Here is a 22,824-nt window from a genome sequence, read left to right on the forward strand (position 1 = left end):
CGCAGGGACTTGAGCGCCACCGCGGCCGACAGTTCCGGCGCTCAGCGCAGGGACTTGAGCACCACCGCGGCCACCCCGGCCATTCCCGTCTTGAGCGGGTGGTAGGCCGCCGCGGCGAAGACGTTCTGGTCCTTGCCGTTGATCCACGCCGAGCCGCCGCGTGCGCAGGCGTCGTGGCCGCGCGAGGGGCCGAACGTGTCGACGAACTCCGCGGCCCCGCCCTCCGCCGCGTCTTCGAGGGCCTGGTTCAGGTCCTGCTGGACCCGGTTCAGCCAGGCGTAGTCGCCGTCGGCGAACGGCAGGACGTCCGGGCAGTAGCCGTTCTCGGGCGCGATCCGCGGGTAGCCGACGACGAGCACCCGGGCGCCCGGCGAGCGCTGGTGGACGCCGGCCAGCACGGCCTCGACGCGGGGCCGGAGGGTGTCGATGGCCGTCTTCACCGTGTCGACGCCGTTGCTCGTGAAGTGGTCTTCGCAGGGGTTGCCGGTCGGGTCGCTCGCGCGCAGCCCCGGGCACGTCGCGATCAGCCGGCCGAAGACGTCGGAGTCGTTGCCGCCGATACCGAGGGTGACCAGGTCGGTGTCGAGGCGCAGGGCGCCCAGCTGCGGCGGGTTCGTGCCGTTGAACGGCACCTGCTGGGGCCGGGTCATCGAGCCCGTGTCGGCGCCGGCGCAGCTGACGTCGGTGAACTCGCCGACGTGGAGCGCGGCGGACACGACCGACGGGTAGTTCGCCGTCGACCGCCCGCAGCCCAGCGGGTCGAACCGCTGGGTCGGGATGAACGGCCCGGAGGTGTACGAGTCGCCGAGGGCGACGTAGTGGTGGAACGGGTCCGCGGCCGACGCGGCGGCCGCGGACGTGGTGAGGAGGGTGGCTGCCGAGACGACGGCGATGAGCAGCCGGGTGATGCGCATGGAGACCCCGTTCTGTTCCGGAAAGGCTGGCTCCACTTCTAGCCAGCGCCGGGCGGCTCGGGGCCGGACTTCACCCGCCTGCCGGGTCACCGTCACCTTGCTCACGGTAAGTGATCAAGGTGCGCCAGAAGAGCAACGGCCGGACCGTGCTCCCGGGCAGCAGCCGGGCCGCCTCACGGCGCAGCTCGGCCAGCGTGGGGTAGTCGTCGACGACGGGGGCCTTCGGGCCGTTCTCCGGGCCGCCGTTCAGCCGTTCGCCGGCGTAGACGACCAGCCGCGCGAGCGCGTTGACCGGGACCGCCGCGACAGCCTTCGCCCAGTCCGCCGGCGTGCTCGGCCGGGCCAGGCCGAGCACCGCGAGCACCCCGCCCGGCACCAGCGCGCGGCGCAGCTTGGTGACCGTCTCGAACGGCATGTGGTGCAGGGACGCGACGCACGAGATGTAGTCGTAGTGCGCCTGCGGCAGGGCGTCGGTGGTGACGTCGGCCCGCCGGTAGACGATCTCGCCCGGCCCCGGCGACCCCAGGCCCGCGGCCGCCTCGACCATGGCCGCCGAGACGTCGACCGCCTCCACCGCCATGCCGGTCGCGGCCAGCCGCCGCGCGAACCGGCCGGTGCCGCACCCGACGTCCAGCGCGATCCCCGGACCCGGCGGCAGCAGGTCGAGCAGCAGGGGGTGGTAGTGGTCGTTGTGGTTGAACGGCATGCGTCGAGAGTGCCACCTCCGACCGCACGTAGACTCGCTTGAGCAAGTGAAAACCCCAGGCCGGAGGAGATTCAGTGCCGCAGGATGAGACAGGTCGCAGGCCGGACCTGTCGGATCTGGACAGTTTCGCGGGTGTCGACGAGCTGGGTGCCCAGGGGTACGAGGACTCGGACGACCACGACCCGGAGCTGGACGCGCGGGACACCGCGTTCGAAGCCGGCGGCGGCGCGCGCGGCGGGATCGGCGGCGTCGGCCAGCTGGGCGACAACCTCGCCACCGGCCCGGTGCCCGACCTGACCGTGCCCGAGGACACCGAGCTGCACGAGCTCGACGACCAGGGCGAACCCGAGGTGTACGGCAGCCCGGACGGCCCCGAGGCGCGGCGTGAGCTGATGGCCGTCGAGGCCGAGCTGAACCAGCGCTGGCCGGAGACGAAGATCGAGCCGTCGCTGACCCGGATTTCGGCGCTGACGCAGCTGCTGGGCGAGCCGAACCGCGGTTACCCGGTGCTGCACGTCGCCGGCACGAACGGCAAGGGCTCCACGGCCCGGATGATCGACGCGCTGCTGACCCGGATGGGCCTGCGCGTCGGCCGCTACACCAGCCCGCACCTGCAGCTGGTCACCGAGCGGATCGCGCTCGACGGCCGCCCGATCTCCGCCGCCCGCTACGCCGAGCTGTGGAACGACATCGCGCCGTACGTGTCCATGGTGGACGGTGCCGCCGCGGACGGCGTCGCGATGAGCAAGTTCGAGATCCTCACCGGGATGGCGTTCGCGGCGTTCGCCGACGCGCCGGTGGAGGCCGCGGTCCTCGAGGCGGGCTTGGGCGGTGCCTGGGACGCCACGAACGTCGCGGACGCCGACGTCGCCGTCATCACGCCGATCGGCCTCGACCACATCGAATACCTCGGCCCGGACATCCTCGGCGCGGCGAAGGAGAAGGCCGGGATCATCAAGGCCGGCTCGGTCGCCGTCATCGGCGAGCAGGACCCCGAGGTGACGAAGGTGCTGCTGGACCGCGCCGTCGAGGTCGACGCCGCGGTCGCCCGCGCGGGCAGCGAGTTCGGCGTGCTGGAACGCGAGATCGCCGTCGGCGGGCAGCTGCTGAAGCTGCAGGGTCTCGGCGGCGTGTACGACGAGATCTTCCTGCCGCTGCACGGCGCGCACCAGGCCGCGAACGCCGCGCTCGCGCTGGCCGCGGTCGAGGCGTTCTTCGGCGCGGGCAAGGACCGGCAGCTGGTCGCCGAGGCCGTGCGCGAGGCCTTCGCCGAGGTCGAGACGCCGGGACGGCTCGAGCGCGTCCGCTCGGCGCCCACGGTGCTGCTCGACGCGGCGCACAACCCGCACGGCGCCCGCGCGCTCGCGACGACCGTGGCCGAGGAGTTCGCCTTCCGCCGCCTGGTCGCGGTGGTCGGCGTGATGGCCGAGAAGGACGCCCACGGCATCCTCGACGCGCTGGAGCCGGTCGTCTCGGACATCGTCGTCACCCGCAACTCCTCGCCGCGCTCGATGCCGCTGGAAGAGCTCAACCAGCTGGCCATCTCGGTGTTCGGCGAAGACCGCGTCGTCGCCGAGACCGACCTGGAGACGGCGATCGAGACGGCGATCGCGCTGGTGGAGACCAACGACGACCCCGAGGAGCCCCTCGCCGGCGGCGGCGTGCTGGTCACCGGCTCGGTCGTCACTGTGGGCGAGGCGCGCACGCTGTTCGGGAAGGAGCCGGCGTGAGCGAGCAGACCCCCAAGCCGAAGGACCCGATGAAGGGCTTCCGCGGCGTGATGTCGGGGACGCTGATCCTGGAGGCGATCACGGTCGCCCTGGCCCTGCCGGTGGTGAACAAGCTGGGCGGCGGGATCGGCACCGGCACCGGCTGGACCGTGCTGGCGGTCGCGGTTCTGCTGCTGGTGACGTGCGGATTCGTCAAGCGGCCGTGGGCGGTGCCGCTGATCCTGGGGCTGCAGGTGGTGCTGATCGCGCTGGTGTTCTGGCTCCCGGCGATCACCGTGCTGGGCGTGATCTTCCTGGCGGTCTGGCTGTGGCTGCTGTGGCTGCGCCGCGACGTCGCCCGCCGCATGGCGGCCGGCACCCTGGCGAGCCAGCAGCCCCCTCGGTGACGCTCACGGGTGCGGCGCCTCCTGGCACTCGCGCACCCGGGTGGTGAGGGCGTCGAGCGCGTCGAGGGCGTCGGCGGGGACGTCGAGGCGGTAGATCCGGTGCGGGCCCGCCCGGCCCACGGTCAGCAGGCGGGCGTCGAGCAGGATCCGCAGGTGACGCGACACCGTCGACTGCGGGAGCCCGAGCGCCGCCTGCACCTCGCCGACGGTGGCGGAGCCGCCCCGCTCGAGGAACACCCCGATGATCCGCACCCGGGTCGCCTCGCCGAGCGCCCGCAGCACAGGCAGTGCCGTGGTGAGCGCGTCCTCGATCATCCGTCCACCTCCAGAGCCGGGTGCAGCAGGCGCTCGAGCTCGCCGGTCGGGAGGTCGTGGCGGCGTCCCAGCTCCACCCAGTCACGCAGCATCCGGACAGTCTGCGCGCTGTGCCCGCCGAAGTGATCGCTGAGGTAGCCCTGGACGTCGAACGGCGCCAGGCGGGGGAGCACCGTCACCGCGGCGCGCACGGCGTGCGGCGATACCGGACGCGGACGCGGACCGCCGAACCCGGCCGCGACCGCGTCGCGCGCCTGGGTCGCGGCGGCCGCGAGCGTGCCTGCGGACCGGCGAGCGGCGGCGAGGTCGAAGCCCGCGGCGTGCAGTCCGGCGATGACGGGCATCGTGCCCGCCGCGGACACCAGCGGAGCCGCGAGAGGTGAGCTCCGCTGGTTCTGGGCGAACAAGGACCGCAGCGAAGCCGACGCGGGACCGGCAACGGTGAACCGGACCCGCCCCGGCTGCCACCACCACACCGGCTCGGCACCGCCGGCGAAGAACTCGGGGACCACCAGGCCCCACGGCCGGTCACCCGCCACCTCGCGCAGCACCTCGACTTCGGACGGCGCCTGCGTGACCGCGGCGACGACTGTCGCCGCCGACCGGCCGAGCAGCTCGGAGACTCCCGGCTCGGCGGGTGAGGCGGTGCTGATGATGGCGTCCCAGCCCGGTGCCGGGTCCTCGGCCGCGGTCAGCTCGACGCGTCGCCGTTCAAGCCGTCGGGCGGGGCCCGCGATGCGGAGCCGGCGGCTCTCGACGAGCAGGGAGCCGTCGGTTCGCTCGCGCACCGCGAAACCGACCTGGTGACCGTCGGCCATGGACGTCGCCAAGACCCGGGCCACCGGGCCTTGGCCCACCACGAGAACACGCATCCCGGCACTGTGTCCGCATATCCGGATATGGTGCTAGCGGCTCGGGGGTGGTCTTGGGCGAAGCCAGCGGCTGGCCGGCGGCCGGACCGCCCGGCTGACCGACCCCCCGGCGGCCCGGCGGCCCTGTCGGCCCGGCCGACCGAACGCCGGGCGGCCCGGCTGCCCTGCGGCATCGCGGCCCTGCGGTCCTGCGACCCCGCGGCCTGGCGGCCTCGGCCGCCCGGCTGAGCGACCACTCGGCGGCCCCGCGGCCCTGCGGCCCTGGCGGCCCGGCGGCATCGCTGCCCTGCGGCCTGGAGGCCCCGGGGCCCCGAGGCCCCGCGGCCTGGCGGCCCCGGCCGCCCGGCTGACCGACCACCCGGCGGCCCCGCGGCCCGGCGGTCCCGCGGCCCGGCTGCCCGCGGCGCCGGCGGCCCGACCGACCGAACGCCGGACGGCCCGCCTGCCCTGCGGCCCGGCTGCCCTGCGGCCCGGCTGACCGGCGCCGCGCTACACGCCCGCGGAACTGCCGCTCGGCGGCAGCGCCCTCGGCGACCCGAGGCCGTCGGCCGGGTTCGAGGTCACCCTCGCGCCGCGGAAGCGGCGCCGCCCGCGACCGCTTAGCGCAGCACGACGATCCGCAACGCCGGCGAGCGCAGGATGTCCGCTTCGCAGAAGCGTTCCTTCACCCACTCGCCGCGGCTGTAGAGCTTCGTCTGGTCGCTGAAGTACGGCGACTTCGGGTTGGCCGACTGCGAATACGTCAGCAACGTCGAGGAGTCCGGGCACGCGTGCCCGCTGAACCCGACCACCTGGATGTAGCTCGACCCGTGCTGGACCTCGACGTTCCCGCGTGCCGGGTCCCACACCGGCGTCATCACGTTGAGCACGCCCAGGAAGCCCGGCGCGCCGTGGATCGGGATGCGCTCGCCGTTGCGCGTGACCGCCTGGCCGTCCCGCAGCCGCGCGTCCGGGGCGAGTCCCGCCGTGCGGAGCTCCACCAGCGCGTCCCCGAACGCCTTCTGGACGTCGGGATTCGCCGAGTTGAGCGTGTTCGGTGTGGTCAGCGGCGCCTTCGGGTCGAACGGCACCGTGAACCGGGGCACGTCGCCCAGCCGTGCGGCGAACCGCTGGAACAGCAGCGAGCCGCGGGTGTCCAGCGTGTACGTGTGATCCCAGTTCGCCAGCGCGGAACACGCCGGCCCGACCGGCACCGGGCCGGACGACGACGGCGCCTGGCCGCCCGGGAACGACGCGCACAGCTTCGCCAGGTCCGCCGCCGTCAGGTCGGCGAACAGACTGTGGTCGGCGAAGAGCATCTTCTTCATCGACTCCGTGGTGAACCCGCCCTTTTCGGCCGTGAGCAGGGCCTCGCGGGTGCGCGGTGAGCGTTCGGTGCCGAGGTCCCCGACGATGTGCGGGTACCCGGTGATGGGCGCGCGGGCGTTCGCCAGCCAGGCGCTGTCGTTGGTGTTCAGCTCGTAGTCCCGGCGCTGTTGCTGCGGAAGCCGCGACGGCGCGAAGATGCCCGGTTCGAGCGCGCCGGGGTCGGAACCCCACTGGCACGACGACCTCGATCCGTCCAAAATGGCCAGTCCGACCTGCTCGAACGTCCCCTGCCCCAAGGGAGTGCTGCACACCTTCGCCTGTTCGTCGGTGACGTGCGGGACGACCTGGATGTCGGCGTAGAGCGCGTTGCCCGCCCGGTCGGTGGCGATCGTGTTGACCCACGGGACGCCCTGGGTGCGGCTCAGGGCGCGGACGACGTCGGCCGTGCTGCGGGACTGGTCGAGCTCGAACCACGTGTTCAGCCCGCGCAGGTTCGTCGCGTTGGCGTCGCGCACCGCGTACGCCGACTTCGTCGTCCACGGCAGCGGAACGCCCTGGAAGTCGCCCATCACCGGCCCGTACCGGGTCGACCAGAACGTCTGGCGCGCCGGTTTCAGCGAGCCGTCGGCCTGGCGCACCTGGACCGTGACCTCGCGGGACGTCATCTTCTCCGGCTTGCCGTCGACGAGGTAGGTTGTCGGATCGCCCGGCTTCAGGGGCACTTCGAAGAGGCCGAACGTCACGGGCGTGGACACCGTGTGCGTCCAGGCCGCATCGGCGGTGTGCCCGATCTGGACGAACGGCATCCCGAGCAGGCTCGCGCCGGCGGCGTCGAACTTGCCGGGGATGGTCAGCTGGCTCTGCCAGAACCGCCGCCCGGCCTGCCACGGGTAGTGCGGGTTGCCGAGCAGCACGCTGCCCCGGCCCGCCGCGGTCGACTCGGCGCCGATCGCGATGCCGTTGCTGCCGAGCCCGCTCCCGCCGAGCGCCTGCCGGACGCTGTCGGAGAGCTGAGCGGCGGTGCCCGGGGCCGGCGTGGCACCGGACGGCGGCGCGGTGAACAGGCTTTCGGTGACCACGCCCTGGCCACCGGTGACCGCGATGGCGTAGAAGTGCCGGTAGAAGTCCTGCTCGGTGATCGGCCGCACCCAGTCCGCGCCGTGGCAGGCCGGGTCGGAGATCCCGGACCGGCCGGTGCGCGCGAGGTAGGCGTTGAAGCCCTTGACGTAGCCGGAAACGATCTCCCGGACTTCGCGGCGTGGCCCCATCGGCGCGGGTTGCGCGACCAGCCTCTCGATGACGCCGGAATCGTTGATCCGCTGGAAGAACAGGTCGCTGTGCAGGTTGCTCGCCGCCTCGGACAGCGACGGGTAGCCGCCGCCCTCCGGGCCGAGGTACTTCGACCGCTGCGCGCTCACCGTCAGGTAGATGTTCGCGAGCTCGCACACGTTGTCGGTCGCCGCCGCGTAGCCGTATCCGTAGCCGAGCCCGGCGAAGTCCTTCGCGACGATGTGCGGGACGCCGTGCTCGGTGTACCGGAGGACGGCCTTCGAGCTGCCTTCCTGGCCCGCCGAAGCGACGCCCGTGCCAAGCGTGGTGATCGAAAGCGCCGCCGTGAGGACGGCGAGGGATTTCGTGAATCGTCTCATCTGACCCCCTTGTCGTGATCACCAAGCTACCGACGGCGACCTCCGCCGGTAATGGGGAAAACCGCAATGTTCGTTCATCCGCGCGCAAGCCGGCGTTGGCCGGGGCGGGATAGAAACCGCGCATGACCGAACCGACCCACCACTCCCGCCGCACGCTGCTCAAGGCCGGCCTCACCGGCGCCGCCGCCACGCTCGCCCTGCCGTCGACGGCCTTCGCCGCCGTCCCGCTCGTGCGCGGGGGCCGGCCGGTGCTCACCCACGGCGTCCAGTCCGGCGACGTCACGCCGGGCTCCGCCATCGTCTGGTCGCGCGCGGACCGGCCGTCACGGCTGGTCGTCGAAATCGCGCGGGACCCGTCGTTCCGGCACGCCCGCCGGGTGCCCGGCCCGCTCGTGGGCCCGGACAGCGGCGGCACCGGCAGCGTGCGCGTCGCCGCTCTCCGGCCGGGCACCGAGTACCACTACCGCGTCACGGCCGAGGCGCTCGACGGGCGCACCACGAGCGAGCCGCTGACCGGCCGCTTCGCCACCGCGCCGGTGGGCCGCCGCGACACCCGGATCCTGTGGTCCGGCGACGTCGTCGGCCAGAACTGGGGGATCAACCCCGGCCTGGGCGGGATGACGATCTTCTCCGCGATGGCCGCCCGCCGCCCGGACCTGTTCCTGCACAGCGGCGACACGGTGTACTCCGACGGCCCGCTGACGGAGACCGTCTCGCTGCCCGGCGGCCGGACGTGGCGCAACGTCGTCACCCCGGAGAAGGCGAAGGTCGCCGAGACGCTCGACGAGTTCCGCGGCCAGCACGCCTACAACCGGCTCGACGAGAACTTCAAGCGCTTCGCCGCGCAGGTGCCTTCCTACGTCCAGTGGGACGACCACGAGGTGCTCAACAACTGGTACCCGGGCAAGATCCTCGACAACCCGGCCTACACCGAGAAGCGCGTCGACGTACTCGCGCCGCGGGCGTACCGGGCGTTCCACGAATGGCACCCGATCGACTCGCGCCAGGCCGTCGACGGCCGCGTCTACCGCAGCTTCAGCTACGGCTCGCGCGTCGAGATCTTCGTGCTGGACATGCGGACCTACCGCGACGCCAACACCGCGGACCAGACCAAGCCGGGCCACATCCTCGGCGACGCCCAGGCCCGCTGGCTGGCCGACGCGCTCGGCCGCAGCACCGCGACGTGGAAGATCGTCCAGGCGGACATGCCGCTGGGCCTCGTCGTCCCGGACGGCACCGCGATCGAAGCCGTGGCGAACAACCTCCCGGGCGCGCCCGGCGGCCGCGAAACCGAGCTGGCCTGGGTGCTGCGGGAGATCCAGCGCCGTCGCGTGCGCAACGTCGTCTGGCTGACCGCGGACGTCCACTACACGGCGGCGCACCACTATTCGCCCGACCGCGCGGCGTTCCAGGACTTCGACCCGTTCTGGGAGTTCGTCTCGGGACCGCTGAACGCGGGCGCGTTCGGCCCCAACCAGCTCGACCCGACGTTCGGCCCGGAAGCCGTCTTCGTGCACGCCCCGCCCACGGCGAACACGGCCCCGATCGACGGCTTCCAGCACTTCGGGGAGCTGAACGTCGACGGCGCGAGCGGCGACCTCACGGTGGACCTGCGCGACGCCACCGGGGCGTCCCTGTGGTCGAAGAAGCTGCACCCGCAGGGCCGCTGAGAAGGGTCGGCTAGGCTCGCGCGCACCGACACGCAACCCCAACAAGGAGAAACACCGTCGTGACTGAACGCACGCTGGTCCTGGTCAAGCCCGATGGCGTCGCGCGCGGCCTCGTCGGCGAGGTCATCTCGCGGATCGAGCGCAAGGGCCTCAAGCTCGCCGCCCTCGAGCTGCGGACCGTCCCCCGGGCCCTGGCCGAGGAGCACTACGCCGAGCACAAGGAGCGTTCGTTCTTCGGCGAGCTGCTGGAGTTCATCACGTCGGGCCCGCTGGTCGCGCTCGCCGTCGAGGGCCCGCGCGCCATCGCGGCGTTCCGCCAGCTGGCCGGCGGCACCGACCCGGTCGAGAAGGCCACGCCGGGCACCCTCCGGGGCGACTTCGCGCTGGAGACCCAGTTCAACCTGGTCCACGGCTCGGACTCGCCGGAGTCGGCCGAGCGCGAGCTGAAGCTCTGGTTCCCCGACCTGTGATCGTCACCGGGGCCACGCGCGAGCGTGGCCCCGGTTCCCGTTTCGGAGCCACCATGACCACGATGCCGTTCCCGGCCCGCGGCTACCTCCCGGTGCTGGGCGAGCTGACCGACGGCTTCGCCGGCGTCCTGCGCACCGCCGACCCGGCGGCAACCGTGCCGGACTGCGCCGGGTGGACCCTGGCAGACCTCGGGACGCACCTCGGGAACGTCCACCGCTGGGCCGCCACGGTCGTCACGACCGGTGAGGTGCAGCGGCAGAACTTCGAGGACGGCCCGGGCGCCGACCTGGCGTCCTGGTACGCCGAAAGCGCGCGGCTCCTGCTCGACGCCCTCGAGCGGGCCACTCCCGGGGACCCCTGCTGGCACTTCGGCGGTACCGCCAAGACGAAGGCGTTCTGGTTCCGCCGCCAGGTGCACGAGACGGCGGTGCACCTCGCCGACGCGCACAGCGCCGCGGGCACCGCCTTCACCCTCGACCCGGCCGTGGCCGCGGACGGCGTCGACGAGGTCCTCGGCACCCTCCTGCCGCGCGTGACCCGGTGGCACGCCGTGCCCGAGCTGCCCGGGCCGGTTTCCCTGCGCGCCACCGACACCGGCGATGTCTGGACCGTCCACCCCGGCGAGCCGCCCGCCCTCGGCCCGGCCGCTTCGGACGGGGCGAGCGTCGAAGCGCCCGCCCGGGATCTCCTGCTGCGGCTGTGGAAGCGCACCGGCCCGGACCCCCGCACCGAGGGGGCCGCCGCGGCCGCGTTGCTGGCCGCGCCCCTGACGCCCTGAGGGTGTTCTAGACCATTCAGGCGGCGTTCACCGGGAAGTCTTCCCCCGGCCGTGCCACTGCGCTGTGCTGGTCCGGCTCACTCTCACTCGATACCGGGGTACCTGGTGAAGAAGTCACGCGTTCTGCTGCCGTTCGCCGCGCTCTTCGCGACGGCGTTCGTCGTTCCCGCCCACGCCGGCCCCCTCGCGGCACCGCTCGGCACGCCGCCGGTCGAGGCCGCGCCCGCCGCGTCGTCGGCCCGCGAAGGCGTGACCACTTTCGCCGCCGCGGACCCCGACGACGGGCTCGTCACCGGCAGCGCGACCACCGAGGTCGCGCCGGGGCTGAACCTCACCCAGTTCGACCGGTTCGACCCGGCAGGCTGGATCCGCGGCGACACCCTCACGGTCGACCTGGGCAGCAAGGTGCTCCGCCCCGCCTACCTCAGCCCCGGCACGGTTTCCGCGCGCACGCCCCTCTCGCAGCAGGTCGCCCGGACTGGCGCGGTCGCCGGCGTCAACGGCGACTTCTTCGACATCAACGCCACCGGCGCGCCGATCGGCGTCGGCATCGACCGCGGGCAGCTGCAGACCGCACCCGCCGCCGGGCACAACCTCACCGCGTCGATCACCGGCGAAGGCAAGGCGCAGCTGGCTTCGGTCTTCCTCGAAGCCACCGTGACGCTGCCCGGCGGTACCGCGAAGGCGACCAACTTCAACAGCCCGGTCCTCGGCCAGGACGCGATCGGCGTCTACACGCCGTTGTGGGGTGCCTCCGGCCGCGCGACCTCGGTAGCCGGAGCGTCCCGGGTGCGCGAGGTCGAGCTGCGCGACGGGGTCGTGACCGCCACGCGCGAGCAGCCCGCGACCGGTCCCATCGCGGCGGGCACGACCCTGCTCCTGGCTCGCGAAGCCGGGGCCGACGCCCTCGCGGCGCTCAAGCCGGGTGACCCGGTGGGCGTCACGTACGCGCCGCGCTCGGACGCCGGGAAGATCGCGGTCGCGGTGGGCGGCAACGAAGTCCTGCTCCGCGACGGCGTCGTGCAGCCGGTCGACAACGTGGCCATGCACCCGCGGACCGCGGTCGGGTTCTCCGCCGACGGCACGAAACTCTGGCTGGCCACTGTGGACGGACGGCAGGCCGACAGCCGCGGGATGACCGAGCTGGAACTGGCCCGGCACCTGAAGAGCCTCGGCGCCGACGACGCGATCAACCTCGATGGCGGCGGCTCGTCGACGCTCCTGGCACGCGAAGAGGGCGAAGCCGCGCCGAGCGTCCGCAACGCGCCGTCCGACGGCGGGGAACGGCTGGTGCCCAACGGGATCGGCTTCGCGACCGTGCCGGGCAGCGGCCGGCTCACCGGCTTCGCTCCGGCGCCCGCGGTCGCGACGGCCGACGCGAACCGCGTGCTGTCCGGCCTGACCCGGCACCTGGTCGCCGACGGCCACGACGAAACCGGCGCCGCGGTGGCCGCCGACCCGCGCTGGAGCACGTCCGACCCGCGGCGGGCCACCGTGACCCACGGGGTCGTCACGGGCCACAACGCGGGCGAAATCGACGTCGTCGCGAAGTCCGGTCGCGCGTCCGGCAAGACGACGCTTTCCGTGCTGGGCGAACCGGTCCGGCTCGGTACGAGCACCGAGCAGGTCGCGCTGTCGGCCGTGGGCGCGAAGAGCACGTTCAAGGTCTACGGCTACGACACCGACGGCTACGGCACCTGGCTGGAGCCCGACGACGTCAAGCTCGACTACGACCACTCCGTCGTGAAAGTCGAGCCGTCGGGGGACGGGTACGCGGTGACGGCGCTGACCTCCTCCGGCGCGACCGCCATCACCGCGGCGGCAGCCGGGCTGACCACGCACCTGGCCGCGTCGGTCGGCACCGTGCCGCAGGTCGCGTCTCCTTTGGACGGTCCGGCGGGCTGGACGGCCACGGTGTTCCCGGCGGTCGTCGGCGCGGCACTGTCGGCGGCGCCCGGGCGCGACGGCGGCGCCGGGCTCGCGTTGGATTACCGGCTCACCGGCACGACCGCCACGCGCGCCGCGTACGTCACGCCGTCGGCGGCCCTGCCCGTCCCGGCCGGCACCCAGAAGATCGGCCTGTGGGTGAACGGCGACGGCAAGGGCGCGTGGCTGCGGGCGGAACTGCGCGACGCGGCGAACGTCGCGTCCATTGTGGATCTTGCGCTGAGCGTCGACTGGACGGGCTGGCGGTACGTCACCGCTGCGGTCCCGGCCGGGCTGCCCGACGGCCAGCGCCTGACGCGCTTCTACGCCGTGGAAAACGTGCCGGACCAGCAGTACGAGGGCCGGCTGGTGTTCGACAACCTGACCTTCGAGGTGGCGCCCACGACGTCCGTCCCCGCGGATCCGGCTCCGCGCGACCCGGCGCTGGTCACCGACGGCACCCTCGCGGGTGGCCTGCGCGTCGCGGTCGTCAGCGACGCCCAGTTCACCGCGGACGACCCCACGGGCCCGCTGGTCGCGCAGGCCCGGCGGGCGCTGCGCGAAGCCGTCGCGGCGAAGCCGGACCTGGTGCTGATCAACGGCGACTTCGTCGACCGCGGCACGGCGCCCGACTTCGTGCTGGCTCGCGCGGTGATCACCGAGGAGCTGGACGGCAAGGTGCCCTGGTACTACGTGCCGGGCAACCATGAAGCTGAGGCGGGCAACGGCCTCGCCAACTTCCAGGCCGCCTTCGGCGAGACCCACCGCGTCGTCGACGTCCACGGCATCCGGCTGGTGCTGCTGGACTCCTCGCGCGGTTCGCTGCGGGCCGGCGGGTTCGACCAGGTCCGGATGCTGCGCTCGGCGCTCGACTCCGCGGCTTCGGACCGGTCGATCCACGGGGTTGTCGTCGCCATGCACCACCCGGTGAAGGACCCGAGCCCGACCGGGAACTCCCAGCTCGGCGACCGGAAGGAGGCGACGTTGCTGACCCAGTGGCTGACCGGGTTCGAGCAGGCCTCGGGCAAGCCCGCCGCCTCGGTGGCCTCCCACGCCGGCGTGTTCTCGCTGTCGCGGGTCGACGGCGTGCCGTACCTGGTCAACGGCAACTCGGGCAAGGCGCCCGCGGCCGCGCCCGGCGACGGCGGGTTCGTCGGCTGGACGCTGCTGCGCGTCGACCCGGCGGACCGCGCCCGGCCGGTGCGGTTCGAGACGCGGCCGAACGTCGACTCGCTGACCGTCACGGGTCCTGCGGAACTGGCGCGCGGTGCTCGCGCCGACGTCCGCGCGACGCTGCGGCAGGGCACCCGGGACGTGCCGGTGGCGTACCCGGTCAGCGCGGACTGGACGGTCGGCCGGGGCGTCGTCGCGTTCGACCCGTCGACCGGCGTGCTGACCGCGTTGCGGCCGGGCGTCGCGCGGCTGTCGGTGACGGTCAACGGGGTGACGCGGACGCTCGTCGTGACGGTTCGGGGCTAATCCGTTCGGTTTTTGTCGGTGCCCGGTCCTATGGTGCGGAGCGTGGACGAATCGGAGGAGCGGGGACCGGCCCTGGTGCAGGCCAAGGCACTGGTGAAGCGCTTCGGCGAGTTCGAGGCCGTGCGCGGGATCGACGTCGAAGTGCGGCGCGGGGAGGCGTTCGGCTTCCTCGGCCCGAACGGCGCCGGGAAGTCGTCGACGATGCGGATGATCGCGTGCGTGTCGCCGCGGACCGACGGCGAACTGCGCGTGCTCGGTGCCGACCCGGACGTGGCCGGGCCGCGGATCCGCGCGCGCCTCGGCGTGGTGCCGCAGCAGGACAACCTGGACGTCGAGCTGACCGTCCGGGAGAACCTGCTGATCTACGGGCGGTACTTCGGGCTGTCGCGGGCGGCGGCCCGGCGCAAGGCCGAGGAAATGCTCGAGTTCGCCCAGCTGGGTGACCGGGCCGACGACAAGGTCGACCCGCTGTCCGGTGGCATGAAGCGGCGGCTGACGATCGCGCGCTCGCTCGTGAACGACCCGGAGCTGCTGCTGCTCGACGAGCCGACGACGGGGCTCGACCCGCAGGCCCGGCACCTGCTGTGGGACCGGCTGTTCCGGCTGAAGGCCCAGGGCACGACGCTGATCGTGACGACGCACTACATGGACGAGGCGGAGCAGCTGTGCGACAGGCTGGTGGTGATGGACCACGGCCGCATCGCGGCGGAAGGTTCGCCCGCCGAGCTGATCAGCCGGTACTCGACGCGCGAAGTGGTCGAGCTGCGGTTCCCGACGGGCGAGCAGGTGGCGGCGGCCCAGCAGGTCGAAGGGCTCGCCGAGCGCATCGAGGTGCTGCCGGACCGGGTCCTGCTCTACAGCGACGACGGCGAGGACACGCTCGAGCGGGCGCATTCGCGGGGCGCGCGCCCGCTGTCGAGCCTGGTGCGCCGCAGCTCCCTGGAGGACGTGTTCCTCAGGCTGACCGGCCGGACGTTGGTGGACTGATGCCCGGATACCGCGCAGCTCAGCCCGGCCGCCTCACCGGCGGCGGGAGCGGAACGTTGCCCGCCCGCGGAGGGCAGGGATCGTTGCCCGCCCGCGGCGGCGGCCGCAGACCGTTGCCCGCCCGCCTCACCGTGGCCGGTGGCGGGCGTGGACCTCTGGCCGCCTGCCCCACCCGCGGCGCTGAGCGTGGACCACTGCCCGCCCGTCGCCACGCCGCGGCCGGCGGCAGGCCGAGTCATCGCCGCACCGCGCCGTGGCGCGGCCACCCCGACCTCCACCGGGAGCGGCGATGACCACCGTCGAATCCACCGGCCGGGTCGTCGGCAAGTGGCACGGCGCCTGGCTGCGCGTCGAGGGGTACTGGACCTGGTACCGCCGTCACTGGGTGTCCACCCTCTACTCCACCGGGCTCCAGCCGGTGCTCTTCCTCGCCGCGATGGGCCTCGGCTTCGGCTCGCAGGTGCGGCCCGGCGCCGTCACCGGCGGGCTGTCCTACCTGCAGTACATCGCGCCCGCGATGCTGGCCGCCGGGGCCGCGCAGCAGGCGGTCGGCGAGTCGAGCTACCCGGTGCTGTCCGGGTTCAAGTGGCAGAAGGACTACCTCGCCGTCACGGCCACCCCGGTGTCGCCGGGCCAGGTCTTCGGCGGCCACCTGATCTGGTCGGCCATGCGGCTGACGCTGGCCGGCGCGATCTACGCGTTCGTCGCGATGTTCTTCGGCGCCTGGACCGGCCCCGGGGTGGTGCTGGTCGTCGTCGCGGGCACGGTCACCGGGCTCGCCTGCACCACGCCGATGGCCGCGCTGGCCGCGCGGACCTTCGACGAGGGCCAGCGGTTCGGGTTGATCTTCCGCTTCGTCGTGATGCCGATGACGTTGTTCTCCGGCACGTTCTTCCCGACCTCCCAGCTGCCGGGCGGGATCCGCTGGCTGGCCTGGATCTCCCCGCTGTGGCACGGCACCCAGCTGGCCCGCGGCGTGAGCATCGGCGGGGTCGGCGGCTGGGCGATGCTCGGCCACTTCGCGGTGCTGGCGGCTCTGTTCGCGGCCGGGTGGGCGCTCGCGCACCGGGCCTTCTACCGGAGGCTGGTGGTCTGATGGTGGACGTCCCCGCTCGTGCCGGTCTCGTGCTGCGGATCCTGCCGCCCGGGCTGTACGCGGGCCGCGCCCGCATGCTCGTCGAGCGCTCGGTCATGGTCGCCCGCAACGGCTGGCTGATCTTCCTGTCCGGCGCGGTCGAGCCGTTCCTCTACCTGCTGGCGTTCCAGCTCGGCTTCGGCAAGCTGGTCACCGAGGTGGCCGGCCCCGACGGCCGGCCGATGAGTTACGTCGCGTTCGTGGCGCCCGCGCTGCTGGCGACGTCGGCGATGAACGGCGCCGTGTTCGAGTCGACGTACAACCTGTTCTTCAAGCTGCGCTACGCGAAGCTGTACGACGCGATGCTGGCGACCCCGATCGGCCCGCTGGACGTGGCGCTCGGCGAGATCGGCTGGGCGATCACGCGCGGCGGCCTCTACGCGGTGGCGTTCCTCGCCATCGCGGCGGCGATGGGGCTGCTGGCGTCGTGGTGGGCGCTGCTGATGGTCCCGGCGGCGCTGCTGGTGGGCCTGGCCTTCTCGGCGATCGGCATGGCGCTGGTGACGTACCTGCGCTCCACGGCGCAGTTCGACTACATCCAGCTGGTCCTGACGCCGATGTTCCTGTTCGCCACGACGTTCTTCCCGCTGTCGGTGTACCCGGACGCGCTGCAGTGGGTGGTGCGGTGCCTCCCGCTCTACCACGCGATCGAGCTGATGCGCGGGCTGGCGACGGGCCTGTTGTCACCCGGCATGCTCGGCAACCTGGCCTACCTGGTGGTCCTGGGAGCCGTGGGCCTGTACGCGTCGACCCGCCGGATCGCCAAGCTCCTGCTCACGTGAGCCGGTCACCGGGCCGGGTCGGGCCGTCCCCGCGGCCCGGCCGCCGCCCGCGCGTCCGCCATCCCGTGCCCGTAGAAGCCGTTGAACCCCTCGTACCCGGCGCAGTAGGCGTCCTGGAGCCCGTCGCCGGTGAGGTCGTAGTCCGCCGGGCACGGCATCGGCATCGCCTGCGCGTCGAGCGTCCGGCGCAGCTGCCGCGGCCGGGCGTCCGGGGCCGCCGACGCCAGCAGCGCAAGCACCCCGGTGACGTGCGGCGCCGCCATCGACGTCCCGCACAGCGGCGCGTACCCGCCCGGCACCGTCGAGAGCACGCACTCGCCCGACTCCCCGCCCGGCGCGGTGACATCGATCACGCCCAGCCCGTAGGAGCTGTAGCCCGCCTTCACCCGGTCGGCGCCGACCGCGGACACCGCGACGACGTCCCGCAGCGCGGCCGGCAGGGCTTCGCAGCCGCTGCCCGCCCCGGGGGAGCCGGACCGGGCCGACGGCGTGAGGTCGACCGCCTCGTTGGTCGCCGCCGCGACGTTCAGCGTGCCGGCCGACGTGCTGAACTCCACCGCCCGGGCCAGCGCTTCGTGCACCACCCCGCGGTCGTTGCCGCGGATGCACGACAGCGACCACGGGTTGACGAAGAAACTGCTGTTCGTCAGCCGCATGTGCCGTGAGGCCGCCCACATCAGCCCGCACACCGCGGCCTCGGGGTCGGCGTAGCCGCGGTCGTCGATCACCTTCACCGACGCCACGCGCACCCCGGGTGCCACCCCCGTCACCCCGTGCCCGTCGTCGGCCGCGGCGATGATGCCCGCGACGTGCGTGCCGTGCACCGACGTCGTCGGCGCCCAGGCCGAGGGCGAACGGTCGGGGGCGCCGGTCAGGCAGCCGGCGGAGTCGTCGCGGTCGAGGGCGTCGCTCAGGTCCGGGTGGCGCGGGTCGATGCCGGAGTCGAGCACGCCGACGACGACGTCGTGGCTGCCCTCCGGGACGGCCCGGCCGGGGCCCGCGTTGATCATCCGCATGTCCCACTGCTGCGCGCTCAGGTCCGCGCGCGGCACCTTCTCGGGGTCGGTCACCGGCAGCGTCGCCCGGGTGGGCTGCGGCTTCGCCGAGTCGGTGGCGCGCTGGGCGGCCAGCCGCTCGGCCTGGGCGCTGAACGCCCGGTCGAGCCCGATGCGGCCGCCGAAGCCCGGGTCGCCGGAGGTGGCGACCGCGACGGCGATCTGCGGGTAGTAGACGGTCGTGGCGCCGCACGCGCCCTCGACCTGGGCGCGGGCCGTGGCCTCGGGGGTGCCGCGGTCGAAGGTGACGACGTAGCGCAGGCTCCGGCCGTGGCCGCAGGCGGGCTCGCCGGCCGCCGCCGCTCCGGCGGTGACGCATCCCGAAAGCACCAGGACGGTGCACACGGCCGCCCGCAGCGGCCGCGCCAGCAGGGACACCGGACCTCCCACCGGATGCAGGAACCGCGGGTGCCGGCGCGCGAGATCCCGGTCACCCCGAGCCGCACGGTAGCCACCCCGTGCCCGGCGGACAAGCGCTACGGCCAAGTTCCCCCGGCCGGTGGGGCCCGCGGCGCGCCCGGCGGTGTGGGCGGAGGTACCGAGTACACCGGCGCGGTCACCCGGTGTGGGATACTCGGGGTGGCCGCTGGGCCGCGGGGCGCACGTGAGAGGTGCTGCCTGCGGCGCTGTGGCCCGGTGATGTGCATGTACAGCACGACGCGCGTCGCCGCCCGGGAGCGGGCGGCTGGACGACGTGGCGGGCGGCCCGGGGGTCGCGACAGCCTGGCCACGCACGCCGCCGAGCAGACCTTTGACCGGGTTGTGCGCCATCGGAGTCGGTGGTGCGGCGCCCGGTCGTCGGGCCAGGATTCCCGCCGCTGGTGACCACCACGGCGGAACGAACAGAAAGGGGCCCCTGCGCGGCCGCGTCCCTGCCGGTGAGAACCGGCAGACGCGCCCGGGGGCGGAGGAGACACATGTCGAACGCGGAAACACCCGCCGAGCACACCGGCGGGAATCCCGCCACACCCGCGACCGGCCCGCTGGCCGACCTGCCCGCCCGGATCCGGGTGCACGCGCTGGCCAAGCTGCTCGAGTCGCACAGCCGGGACGTCCTCGCGAAGCTGGCCGAGCTGGGCGAAAGCGTCCGGAGCGCGCAGTCGAGCGTGACCAGGGAAGTGGCGCTCAAGGTGGCCGAGGCCTTCGCGCCCGGCGACGTCGAAGAAGCCCCGGCCGCCGAGCCGGTCCGGCAGGCCGAGCCCGCGGCGCCGCCGGTGCCCGAGGTGCCGGAGGTGCCGGCCGCCGAGGCCGAGAAGCCGCGGCCGCGGCAGAAGGCGCGCGCGCACCTGCCGGTGTTCGCCGCGCCGTCGCCGGTCTTCCTGCCGCCGGAGCCCGCGGCGGCCAAGCCGGCCCGCAAGCCGGCGGACCCGTTCGCGGAGCCGGAGCCCCGCCCGGAGCCGCGCCGCCCGGAGCCCGAGCTCGCGGAGGAAGAGGCCGAGGACACCACCCCGGCCGCCGACCTCGACGAAGACGGCGAGGACGCCGGCAGCCGGCGTCGCCGCCGCCGCGGCCGCCGTGGCCGTGGCCGCGGCAAGGGCGCCGACGGGGGCGACGACACCGCCGAGACCGACGACGAGCAGCCCGAAGAGCCGCGCCGCCGCTCCCGCAACGGGGACGAAAAGCCCGTCAAGGACGAAGCGGACGTCGAAGAGGCCGAGGAAGCCGCGGACTCCGACAGCGACACCGACGAGGGTGAGGGCGGCAGCAAGCGCCGTCGCCGCCGTCGCCGCCGCAAGGGCTCGGACGGCGACGACGCCGAGACCGCCACCCCGGACGACCCGCCGAACACGGTCACGCACGTCCGCCAGGCCAAGGCCGCCGAAGCCGAGCGTGAGCGCCCGGCTCGCGACGAGGTGCGCAGCGTGCGCGGCTCGACCCGGCTGGAAGCCAAGCGCCAGCGCCGCCGCGACGGCCGCGAGGCGGGCCGCCGCCGCGCCCCGATCCTGTCCGAGGCCGAGTTCCTGGCCCGGCGCGAGTCGGTCGAGCGCACGATGGTCGTCGTCGAAAAGGGCGACTCGACGCAGATCGCGGTGCTCGAGGACGGCGTGCTGGTCGAGCACTTCGTGACGCAGTCGGGCTCCGGCTCGATCGTCGGCAACGTCTACCTCGGCCGCGTCCAGAACGTGCTGCCGAGCATGGAAGCCGCGTTCATCGACATCGGCCGCGGCCGCAACGCCGTGCTCTACGCCGGTGAGGTCGACTGGGACGCCGCCGGCCTGGAGGGCAAGGCCCGCAAGATCGAGCAGGCGCTGTCCACCGGCGACTCGGTGCTGGTGCAGGTCACCAAGGACCCGGTCGGGCACAAGGGCGCCCGGCTGACCACGCAGATCTCGCTGCCCGGCCGCTTCCTCGTCTACGTGCCCGCGGGCGGCGCCACCGGCATCTCCCGCAAGCTGCCGGAAAACGAGCGCCGCCGGCTCAAGGACATCCTCAAGCGGATCGTCCCGGAGGACGCGGGTGTCATCATCCGCACCGCCTCCGAGGGCATCGGCGAGGAGGAGCTGGGCCGCGACGTCGACCGCCTGAAGGCGCAGTGGGACGCCATCAAGGAGAAGGCCGCCGCCGGTTCCGGCAAGAAGGGCGGCGCGCCGACCATGCTCTACGAAGAGCCCGACCTGCTGGTCAAGGTCGTGCGTGACCTCTTCACCGAGGACTTCACCAAGCTCGAGATCCAGGGCAACCGGTCGTGGGAGACCATCAACGACTACGTCCGGCACGTCGCCCCGGAGCTGACCGAGCGGCTCAGGCGCTACACCGGCACCGGCGACGCGTTCGCCGACCACCGGATCGACGAGCAGATCACCAAGGCGCTCGACCGCAAGGTCTGGCTGCCCTCCGGGGGTTACCTGGTCATCGACCGCACCGAGGCGATGACGGTGATCGACGTCAACACCGGCAAGTTCACCGGATCGGGTGGCAACCTCGAGGAGACGGTGACCCGCAACAACCTGGAGTCGGCGGAGGAGATCGTCCGCCAGCTCCGGCTGCGGGACATCGGCGGCATCATCGTGATCGACTTCATCGACATGGTGCTCGAGTCCAACCGCGAGCTCGTGCTGCGCCGCCTCACCGAGTGCCTCGGCCGCGACCGCACCCGCCACCAGGTCGCCGAGGTCACCTCGCTCGGCCTGGTGCAGATGACCCGCAAGAAGATCGGCACGGGCCTGCTGGAGGCGTTCTCGACGCCGTGCGAGCACTGCAAGGGCCGGGGCGTGCTCGTCTCGACCGAGGTGCAGCGCACCGGCGGCGGCTCGCACTCCCACGGCGGGAACGGCAACGGCGGGAACAGCGGCAGCAGCAGCGGCGGCGGGGAGAAGAGCTCCCGCCGGTCGCGGGGCCGCGGCAAGGGCGAGGAAGCCGCCAAGGAGCAGGCCGAAGCCGCCAAGGCCGAGGTGCACGCGGTTCCGCCGCCGGAGAAGCGCGAATCGATCGCGTCCGCGGTGGCGGCGATGGCGAACGCCTCGAAGGCCGCCAAGGAGCACCCGCACGAGCACGGCGCGCTGAACGGCAACGGGCCCGCTCCCGAGGTGACCGACACGGCGGAAGCCGCCGAAGTCACCGAGCCGCGCGAGGAAGCCGTCGAGCCGGCCACGGAGGTCGCGGACGTCCCGGTGACCACCGAGGCGGACGAGACGCCGGTGCCGCTGGAGGAGCCGCCGGTCGAGCGGACCTCGGCGCCGGAGCCGGCGGAAGTGCCGGTCAACGAGTCTTCGGAGGCCGCCCAGCCGGTCGCCGAACCCGAGGTCAGCGTGCCCGAACCGGCCGTGCGCCCCACCCGGCGCCGTCCGCGCCGGGCGGCGTCGCGGCCGGCGGGTCCGCCGGTGCACGCCTCGGACCAGAGCCAGTGAACGACTGAGTGAACTACTTGGGGGACCCCGGTGGTAACGCACCGGGGCACCCCACGTAACCTGTAGTACGGCCTGCCACCAGAGCAGGTCGCCTGCGTGAGTCCAGGACCACCTTTCCGGAGGTGGGCCGATCGCGCGGAGCCCCCACCCATTGTCGAGTAATGCAGGAGACTTCCGTGTCGGCGTACGCGATCGTCAAGACCGGCGGCAAGCAGTACAAGGTGGCCGTCGGCGACGTCGTCGAGGTCGAGAAGCTCGAGGGCGAGCCGGGCACCGAGCACATCCTCCCCGCCGTTTTGTACGTCGACGGTGGCGATGTCACCACGGACGCCGACGCGTTGGCGAAGGTCTCGGTCACCGGCAAGGTCGTCGAGCAGACCAAGGGTCCGAAGATCCGGATCCACAAGTTCAAGAACAAGACGGGCTACCACAAGCGTCAGGGTCACCGGCAGAAGCTGACCCGCGTCGAGGTCACCGCCATCTCCCTGTAAGAACTTTTCCGGATCTGCTTTTTCAGAAAGAGGGCTGAGCCATGGCTCACAAGAAGGGTGCGTCCAGCTCCCGCAATGGTCGTGACTCGAACGCGCAGCGCCTCGGCGTCAAGCGCTTCGGCGGCCAGCAGGTCAACGCCGGTGAGATCCTCATCCGCCAGCGTGGCACCAAGTTCCACCCCGGCGTGAACGTCGGCCGTGGCGGCGACGACACGCTGTTCGCGCTGGCCACCGGTGCGGTCCAGTTCGGCGAGAAGCGTGGCCGCAAGACGGTCAACATCGTGCCGGTCGAAGCCTGAGTTTCGGCTTCGATCTAGACCTC

18 protein-coding genes are annotated in these 22,824 nt (G+C 73.3%); 12 read left to right on the forward strand and 6 right to left on the reverse strand.

Going from position 1 to position 22,824, the window contains the following annotated elements; all coding sequences use genetic code 11:
- Positions 1 to 41 precede the first annotated feature (41 nt).
- Together ACH54P_RS42850 and ACH54P_RS42855 are read right to left on the reverse strand one after the other, a co-directional pair.
- Positions 42 to 914, reverse strand: a complete 873-nt coding sequence (locus ACH54P_RS42850; RefSeq protein WP_489909018.1) for an SGNH/GDSL hydrolase family protein — start codon at positions 912 to 914, stop codon at positions 42 to 44.
- Positions 915 to 984: 70 nt separating this feature from the next.
- Positions 985 to 1,620 carry a class I SAM-dependent methyltransferase gene (locus tag ACH54P_RS42855; protein WP_489909019.1) on the reverse strand — a complete coding sequence of 212 codons (636 nt, stop codon included), beginning with the start codon at positions 1,618 to 1,620 and terminating at the stop codon, positions 985 to 987.
- A gap of 74 nt (positions 1,621 to 1,694) precedes the next feature.
- Here ACH54P_RS42855 and folC point away from each other — a divergent pair, with 74 nt between their 5' ends.
- Together folC and ACH54P_RS42865 are read left to right on the forward strand one after the other, a co-directional pair.
- On the forward strand, positions 1,695 to 3,350 hold the full coding sequence (gene folC, locus ACH54P_RS42860) for a bifunctional tetrahydrofolate synthase/dihydrofolate synthase (RefSeq protein WP_489909020.1): 1,656 nt from the start codon (positions 1,695 to 1,697) through the stop codon (positions 3,348 to 3,350).
- Positions 3,347 to 3,736, forward strand: a complete 390-nt coding sequence (locus ACH54P_RS42865; RefSeq protein WP_489909021.1) for a DUF4233 domain-containing protein — start codon at positions 3,347 to 3,349, stop codon at positions 3,734 to 3,736. The genes folC and ACH54P_RS42865 overlap by 4 nt, the downstream gene beginning before the upstream one ends.
- 3 nt (positions 3,737 to 3,739) lie before the next feature.
- On the opposite strand, the gene ACH54P_RS42870 is transcribed toward ACH54P_RS42865, so the two are convergent.
- From ACH54P_RS42870 to ACH54P_RS42880, 3 genes are all read right to left on the reverse strand, one after another.
- Positions 3,740 to 4,051, reverse strand: a complete 312-nt coding sequence (locus ACH54P_RS42870; protein WP_489909022.1) for an ArsR/SmtB family transcription factor — start codon at positions 4,049 to 4,051, stop codon at positions 3,740 to 3,742.
- A complete protein-coding gene (locus ACH54P_RS42875; RefSeq protein ID WP_489909023.1) occupies positions 4,048 to 4,923 on the reverse strand; it encodes a hypothetical protein in 876 nt (291 codons plus the stop codon). The genes ACH54P_RS42870 and ACH54P_RS42875 overlap by 4 nt, the downstream gene beginning before the upstream one ends.
- 599 nt (positions 4,924 to 5,522) lie before the next feature.
- Complete coding sequence (locus ACH54P_RS42880; RefSeq protein ID WP_489909024.1) at positions 5,523 to 7,880, reverse strand: penicillin acylase family protein; 2,358 nt, start codon at positions 7,878 to 7,880, stop codon at positions 5,523 to 5,525.
- Positions 7,881 to 8,002: 122 nt separating this feature from the next.
- Between ACH54P_RS42880 and ACH54P_RS42885 the strand changes: the two genes are divergently transcribed.
- From ACH54P_RS42885 to ACH54P_RS42915, 7 genes are all read left to right on the forward strand, one after another.
- Positions 8,003 to 9,550, forward strand: coding sequence for an alkaline phosphatase D family protein (locus ACH54P_RS42885; protein WP_489909025.1), 1,548 nt, complete (start codon positions 8,003 to 8,005; stop codon positions 9,548 to 9,550).
- A 59-nt stretch (positions 9,551 to 9,609) separates the two neighbouring features.
- Positions 9,610 to 10,020 carry a nucleoside-diphosphate kinase gene (ndk, locus tag ACH54P_RS42890; protein ID WP_364564059.1) on the forward strand — a complete coding sequence of 137 codons (411 nt, stop codon included), beginning with the start codon at positions 9,610 to 9,612 and terminating at the stop codon, positions 10,018 to 10,020.
- Between the two features lie 53 nt (positions 10,021 to 10,073).
- Positions 10,074 to 10,799 carry a maleylpyruvate isomerase family mycothiol-dependent enzyme gene (locus ACH54P_RS42895; RefSeq protein ID WP_489909026.1) on the forward strand — a complete coding sequence of 242 codons (726 nt, stop codon included), beginning with the start codon at positions 10,074 to 10,076 and terminating at the stop codon, positions 10,797 to 10,799.
- Between the two features lie 105 nt (positions 10,800 to 10,904).
- Entirely contained in the window at positions 10,905 to 14,204 is a 3,300-nt protein-coding gene (locus ACH54P_RS42900) for a phosphodiester glycosidase family protein (RefSeq protein WP_489909027.1), read from the forward strand.
- A gap of 30 nt (positions 14,205 to 14,234) precedes the next feature.
- Positions 14,235 to 15,191 (forward strand): ABC transporter ATP-binding protein, encoded by a 957-nt coding sequence (locus tag ACH54P_RS42905; RefSeq protein ID WP_489909028.1) that lies wholly within the window; start codon positions 14,235 to 14,237, stop codon positions 15,189 to 15,191.
- Positions 15,192 to 15,480: 289 nt separating this feature from the next.
- Positions 15,481 to 16,287, forward strand: a complete 807-nt coding sequence (locus ACH54P_RS42910; protein ID WP_489909029.1) for an ABC transporter permease — start codon at positions 15,481 to 15,483, stop codon at positions 16,285 to 16,287.
- On the forward strand, positions 16,287 to 17,108 hold the full coding sequence (locus ACH54P_RS42915; RefSeq protein WP_489909030.1) for an ABC transporter permease: 822 nt from the start codon (positions 16,287 to 16,289) through the stop codon (positions 17,106 to 17,108). Before ACH54P_RS42910 ends, ACH54P_RS42915 begins: the two co-directional genes overlap by 1 nt.
- A 5-nt stretch (positions 17,109 to 17,113) precedes the next feature.
- On the opposite strand, the gene ACH54P_RS42920 is transcribed toward ACH54P_RS42915, so the two are convergent.
- Positions 17,114 to 18,541: a S8 family peptidase gene (locus tag ACH54P_RS42920; RefSeq protein ID WP_489909031.1), complete on the reverse strand. Its 1,428-nt coding sequence runs from the start codon at positions 18,539 to 18,541 to the stop codon at positions 17,114 to 17,116.
- A 539-nt stretch (positions 18,542 to 19,080) separates the two neighbouring features.
- Here ACH54P_RS42920 and ACH54P_RS42925 point away from each other — a divergent pair.
- The 3 genes from ACH54P_RS42925 to rpmA all read left to right on the forward strand — a co-directional run bounded on the left by ACH54P_RS42925 (position 19,081) and on the right by rpmA (position 22,801).
- Complete coding sequence (locus ACH54P_RS42925) at positions 19,081 to 22,011, forward strand: translation initiation factor IF-2 N-terminal domain-containing protein (RefSeq protein WP_489909032.1); 2,931 nt, start codon at positions 19,081 to 19,083, stop codon at positions 22,009 to 22,011.
- 176 nt (positions 22,012 to 22,187) lie between these two features.
- On the forward strand, positions 22,188 to 22,502 hold the full coding sequence (gene rplU, locus ACH54P_RS42930; protein ID WP_003067132.1) for a 50S ribosomal protein L21: 315 nt from the start codon (positions 22,188 to 22,190) through the stop codon (positions 22,500 to 22,502).
- A gap of 41 nt (positions 22,503 to 22,543) precedes the next feature.
- Positions 22,544 to 22,801 carry a 50S ribosomal protein L27 gene (gene rpmA, locus ACH54P_RS42935; protein ID WP_489909033.1) on the forward strand — a complete coding sequence of 86 codons (258 nt, stop codon included), beginning with the start codon at positions 22,544 to 22,546 and terminating at the stop codon, positions 22,799 to 22,801.
- Positions 22,802 to 22,824 lie beyond the last annotated feature (23 nt).

Source organism: Amycolatopsis sp. N2S4-7, from assembly GCF_058119595.1.